The sequence below is a fragment of the Halogeometricum sp. CBA1124 genome, assembly GCF_009741955.1.
Taxonomy (GTDB): Archaea; Halobacteriota; Halobacteria; order Halobacteriales; family Haloferacaceae; genus Halogeometricum; species Halogeometricum rufum.
The window spans coordinates 1-5457 of sequence record NZ_WPCD01000230.1; the positions used below are offsets into that span (position 1 = coordinate 1).

Annotated in this window: 5 protein-coding genes and 3 pseudogenes; 1 reads left to right on the forward strand and 7 read right to left on the reverse strand. The window is 70.4% G+C overall.

From position 1 onward, the window contains the following. A pseudogene (locus GJ632_RS18985) lies at positions 1-145 on the reverse strand (triose-phosphate isomerase); the annotation flags it as partial. 78 nt (positions 146-223) lie between these two features. Here GJ632_RS18985 and GJ632_RS18990 point away from each other — a divergent pair. Further along, a complete protein-coding gene (locus tag GJ632_RS18990; RefSeq protein WP_089806379.1) occupies positions 224-652 on the forward strand; it encodes a hypothetical protein in 429 nt (142 codons plus the stop codon). Between the two features lie 39 nt (positions 653-691). On the opposite strand, the gene GJ632_RS18995 is transcribed toward GJ632_RS18990, so the two are convergent. From GJ632_RS18995 to GJ632_RS19020, 6 genes and pseudogenes are all read right to left on the reverse strand, one after another. Further along, positions 692-1225 (reverse strand): multiprotein bridging factor aMBF1, encoded by a 534-nt coding sequence (locus tag GJ632_RS18995; RefSeq protein WP_089806377.1) that lies wholly within the window; start codon positions 1223-1225, stop codon positions 692-694. Positions 1226-1301: 76 nt separating this feature from the next. Beyond that, positions 1302-1904, reverse strand: a complete 603-nt coding sequence (locus GJ632_RS19000; protein WP_089806375.1) for a CDP-alcohol phosphatidyltransferase family protein — start codon at positions 1902-1904, stop codon at positions 1302-1304. A 7-nt stretch (positions 1905-1911) separates the two neighbouring features. Further along, positions 1912-2426, reverse strand: a pseudogene (locus GJ632_RS19005) (adenylate kinase family protein). Next, positions 2423-3514, reverse strand: coding sequence for a histidinol-phosphate transaminase (gene hisC / locus GJ632_RS19010; protein WP_191453752.1), 1092 nt, complete (start codon positions 3512-3514; stop codon positions 2423-2425). The pseudogene GJ632_RS19005 and the gene hisC overlap by 4 nt, the downstream one beginning before the upstream one ends. 64 nt (positions 3515-3578) lie before the next feature. Then, positions 3579-4472 carry a substrate-binding domain-containing protein gene (locus tag GJ632_RS19015; protein WP_197428091.1) on the reverse strand — a complete coding sequence of 298 codons (894 nt, stop codon included), beginning with the start codon at positions 4470-4472 and terminating at the stop codon, positions 3579-3581. 129 nt (positions 4473-4601) lie between these two features. Further along, positions 4602-5457 (reverse strand): annotated as a pseudogene (locus tag GJ632_RS19020) (GMC oxidoreductase); the annotation flags it as partial.

Here is a 5457-nt window from a genome sequence, read left to right on the forward strand (position 1 = left end):
CGCCGGTGTCGGCGACGCGTCGCAGGTCGGCCGCCTGCGGCGAGACGGCGATTCGGACGCCCGACTCCTCGGCCACGTCGCGGGCGGCGGTCGCTACTTCGATGGGGTCGCACGGGTACGCCTTGAGGTTGACGAGGATGAACACGAGAGAAGGTACTCGGTACTGAGCAAAATAGCTTGGTCATCCCCCTCGTTTTTGGGGGCCGAGCGACAGCACTCCGACATGGACGACCCGGACGAATCGGCGCCGGTGGACGGCGACCCCGCAGCGGTCGCCGAGACGTTGCAACGACACCTCGGAGACGGCCCGGACAGTTCCCGCGTCGGCGCGCTTCAGCCCATCGTGGAGGTAGTCGCGGGCTGGCGGGACGTCGAGACGGTCTCGCCGAACGAGTGGCTGTCAGCGCTCGAAGCGACGCCCGACGTCCTCTACCTTCGAACCGACGAGGGGTACCTCCGACACCGACCGGACGTGACGGGCGACAGGGACGACCCCGCACCGTTCCGTCTGGTCAGCCCCGGCGACGAGGCGAGCGCGGAGGCCCTCGACAGACCGGACGCCGCGGACCGTCTGGACGGCGTGCCGGTCACCGTCGGCGTCGTGACGGACCTCCCGGTCGGCGTCCGGGCGCGATTCATCTCGCGAGAGTGACCGCGAGTCCAAAATCGGCTGCAGAACGGGGTGGCGGCGTCAGTCCTTCCGCTTGACCACGTCGCCGAGCGTCGTCGTCGTCGAGGACCCGCCGGACCACTCGCTCTCCTCGTCGTCGTCGCCCTCGACGAGCGAGATGTCGAGTTTCCGTTCGAGTTTCGTCCGCACGTTGTCCGGCGGGAGGATGTCGCCGCGTTCGAGTTTGCGGATGAGGCTCGCCTTCTCGTTCAGCGAGTCCGCGAGGTCCTCTTGGCTCATCCCGCGACTCTCGCGGGCCGAGCGAATCTGGTCGTCGTAGTCGGCCGCTATCTCGTCCATGTCGTCGAACATGTCGCGGCGACGACGGCTCGACCCACCGCCCGAACTGGAACTCGACGAACCCGACGAACCCGACGAGGAGGACGACCCCGACGAACTCGACGTCGAGTATTTCGTGCTCGAGGAGGAACTCGACTCGGTGCGGACTTCGGTGCCGAACTCTTTGCAGTCGTCGCAGAGTTCGAGTTCGGCCCCTTCGACTTTGACCGTCGTCAGCGACGGTCGTTCCTTGCCGCACATTTCGCACTGGGGCATACCAGACCGTAGTCGGAGGGGCGATATAAAAGGCACGACGCGGGCAGGCCGGCGAGACCCGTCCAGCGCCGTCGAATCAGTCGAGGTCGGACCACGCGCCCCAGAAGCGCTGGAGCGCGGTGAAGTGGCCGATGACCGCGAAGAACGCCAACAGCCACCCGACCACCCGGAGGCCGAACACCGGGCCGGGGACGACGGCGGCGACGAACGCGGCGACGCCGATGAGGGCGAGGCGGTCCGCGCGGCCGACGAGTCCGCCGTAGGCGCGTCCCAGCCCCACGGCCTGAATCTGCGTCCCGAGGTAGGAGGTCATGAGGACGCCCGTGACGGCGGCGAGACCCAGCGCGTACGAGTCGATGCCGGCGGCGAGGCCGACGAGCATGGCGATGTCGGCGTACCGGTCGAGCACGTGGTCCAACAGGTCGCCGCCCTCCGAGGCGATGCCTTGCGCCCGCGCGAGGGCGCCGTCGACGAGGTCCAACCAGCCGTTCAGGAAGACGAACAGGCCGCCGAGGGCGTACCAGAGGGGGTCGCCGAGGTAGAACGCAACGCCGGCGGCGACGGCGAAGCCGAAGGCGACGACGCTCACCCCGTCCGGCGACAGACCGAGGCGGTCCGCGGCGCCGACGAACGGTTCCAGGAGGCGGTTGGCGACCGAGCGGTACTGGTCGAGCGTCATGGCACCCTCATAGGTAGTCGATGAAGTTCACGGTCCCGCGCGGGGATCCATCTCGCCCTCGATGGCCGCTATCACGTCGTCGGCCACCGCCTCGGGCGTGCGGTCCGTCGTGTCTATCTCGTACACCGCGTCCTCGCCGAATCGCTCGACCGTCTCCGCGAGAATCACGTCGAGGGCCTCGCTCTCGGCGTTCTCGGCTATCTTGGCCTCCTCCTCGCCGCGTTCGCGGAGGCGCGTCGCCAGTTGTTCGGGGTGACACCGGAGGACCACGGCCACGTCGGCGTCGAACAGGTGGGCCAGATGCGAGTCGAGGACGCCCTCCCAGTCGCCCAACCACTCGTTCGCGGCGTCCACGTCGACGACGAGCGAATCGCGGTCCACGTCGCGTTCGGTGTAGAGTTTCTCGTCGGCGACGGCGTCGTTCAGGTGGATGGCGTCGAGACCGGTTCGCTCGGCCACGAGGTCCGAGACGGTGGTCTTGCCGGTGCCGGGCGTGCCGGTGAGGACGACGCGTCGGGTCACGGGTTCGTCGCCTCCACATCGGCGAGCACGTCGTTCAGCACCTCGACGGCGCGTTTCGTCTCCTCGCGCGTGCCGCAGGAGACGCGGACGCACTCGGGCAGGCCGAAACTGCTCGTGTCGCGGACGATGATGCCGCGGCGCTTGGCCGCCTCGGCGACGGCCGTCCCGTCGCCCACCTCCGCGAGGACGAAGTTGCCGCCGGAGGGCCACGTCGGCGCGTCGAGTTCGTCGTGGTAGTACCGACGGGCCCACCGGGCCGTCTCCACCGACGTCTCGACGTACGCCTCGTCGTCCAGAGCGGCGAGGGCGGCGCGACAGGCCACCTCGCTCGCCGCGAACGGCGTGTTGACGCGGGCGTAGGCGTCGGCCCACGCCTCGGGGACGACGGCGTAGCCGATTCGCAGGCCGGCCAGCCCGAACGCCTTCGAGAACGTGCGGGTGACCGCGAGGTTGTCGTGGTCGTCGAGGAGTTCGACGGCGGACGGACGCTCGCTGTACTCGCCGTACGCCTCGTCGACGACGACGAGGGTGTCCTCGTCGACGGATTCGAGCAGTTCCACCACGTCCTCGCGGCGCATCTCCGTGCCCGCGGGGTTGTGCGGCGTCGTGACGTAGACGATTCGCTCGCCGTCGTAGGCGTCCAGCACCGTCTCGGGCGTCTGCGCGAAGTCGTCGGCCTTCGAGAGGCGGTACTCGGCCACCTCGCCGTGGTGGTACCGCGCCGACATCGGGTAGTAGGAGAAGCCCGGGTCGGGCGTCAGCACCCGGTCGCCCGGTTCGAGGACGGCGCGCGAGAGGTAGTCGAGTGCGCCGTCGGCGCCGGCGCTCACCCACACCTGTTCGGCGGTGACGTCCCATCGCTCCGCCAGCGCGTCGGTGAGGTCCGCGTGCGACGTCTTCGGGTAGACGTGCACCTCCGGCGCGGCGTCCTCGATGGCCGCCACGGCGTCGGGACTCGGTCCGTGGGGGTTCTCGTTCGAGGACAGTTTCGTCAACTCCTCGGGGTCCATCCCGAGTTCGCGGGCCACCTCCTCGGCCCCGCGCCCGGGTACGTACGCTTCGTGCGCGGAGAGGTCCCTCGGTTGCATGGTCGAAGGATACCGCCCGCGCTTCTTAAGGGTGCTCACACCGGCCGACGGCCGCGGCGGCCGCCTACCCGTCGGACGCCGACTCCGGCACGTACTGGCCGAACTGCGGGTCCGGCGAGAGGGCGTCGGGGACGAACGCGCGTTCGCCCGCGGCGCGGAACTTCCGAATCAGGGACTGCCCGCCCCGACCGGTGAGAAAGCCGACGTAGAGCATGGCGAGTTCGTACGCCACGTCGTGTCTGGCCGGGTTCACCGGGACGACGCCGTACTCGTTCAGAAGGAGGTCAGGCCCGCCGCCGAGGGGGCCCTCGACGAACACGGCGAGGTCGGTGTCCGCGGCGAACACGCGGTAGGTTCCCCTGTCGACCAGCGTGTACGCGCCGCGGCGACTCGACTGCCTGAGCGTGTCGCCCATCCCGTCGCCGGTGGCCTGATACCAGCGTCCGCCGGGCGAGGCGTCCGCGCGGGACCACAGCGTCCGCTCTCGGGCGTGGGTCCCCGAGTCGTCGCCGCGGGAGAGAAAGAGGGCGTCGGCCGCGGCGATTCGCTCGAACGCCGCCACGGGGTCCGCGATGTCTGCGATGTCCGCCGGGTCGTCGCCGGGGCCGACGACGAGGAAGTCGTTGTGCATCAGGGCGCGGCGGTTCACGCCGTGGCCCGCGCGGATGAACTCGTCCTCGGCCGACCGGGCGTGGGCGACGACGACGTCCGCGTCGCCGTCCCGCGCCGTCCGCAGGGCCGCGCCCGTCCCCTGCGAGAGCGTCTTGACGCGGACGCCGAACCGGTCGGCGACGCCGCGTGGAGGCGTCCAGCAGGCCGGTCGTCGTACGCCGGTCGTGGCCGTGGCGAGCGTGAGGCGTCGCGTCGAGACCCGACCCGTCCCGCCGCCGTCCGCGTCTCCGCGTCCGTCTCTCCGCCGTCCGTCCGACCGGCCGCTTCGGCGGCGTCGCCCGTGCATCCGGCGGCGGCCGCGACGCCCGCGACGCCGACCGCACGGAGGTAGCCTCGCCGTCTCATGTGTCGCCGGTTCGGCCGCGCGGCTGAAATAGGTGCGGTTACGTTTTCAGTGAGAAGTAACTGGCGACAGTTACAACGAGGACTCGACGGCGGCCGCCGCGCGCAGGGCGAGGGCGGCGATGGTGAGCGTCGGGTTCATCGCCCCACCCGTCGGGAAGACGCTGGACCCGACGACCCAGCAGTTCGACAGGTCGTGCGCGCGCATCTCCGCGTCGACGACGCTCGAATCGGGGTCCTCGCCCATCCGCGTCGTCCCCATCTGGTGGAACGCCGGGCCGGTGTGCTCGGGGCCGACCATCCAGTCCACCGACGCCCCGAGTTCCTCGAACACGCGTCGCTGAATCTCGTTCGCACGGCGGAGCGCCCGGCGCGTCTCCGCGTCGAGCGACCACTCCACGTGCGGGACCGGGTTGCCGTGGTCGTCGGTCCGGGAGGGGTCGAGCGTGATTCGGTTCTCCGCGCGCGGCAGTTGCTCGACCAACGCCCCCATCGCGAGGTGCGTGCCGTACGACTCGCGCAGGTCCCCGAGGAGTTCGTCGCCCCACGTCTCGGCGTGCATCGCCTCGACGACGGGCGACGGTCCGGCGTAGTTCAGGAACTCCAGTTTCATCCCGTTCACCGGGTCCGCGTCGTCGTAGAACTGGTGGCACTCGCTGGTGTTGAAGCCGACGTGGTTCTGTCTGGTCGCCTCGTCGACGCGGCCGCCGCGCCCGCGAACAGGTGGTCCATGAAGTACCGCCCGACGGCACCGCTGGCGTTGGCGAGGCCGTCGGGGTGCGCCTCCGACTTCGAGAGGAGGAGGAGGCGGGCGTTCTCGACGCCGCCGCAGGCGACGACGAACCGGCGGGCCGCCTGTTCGCGTTCGGTGCCGTCCGGCGTGGCGTAGACGGTGCGTTCGACCGTCTCGCCGTCGTCGCCGTGTTCGA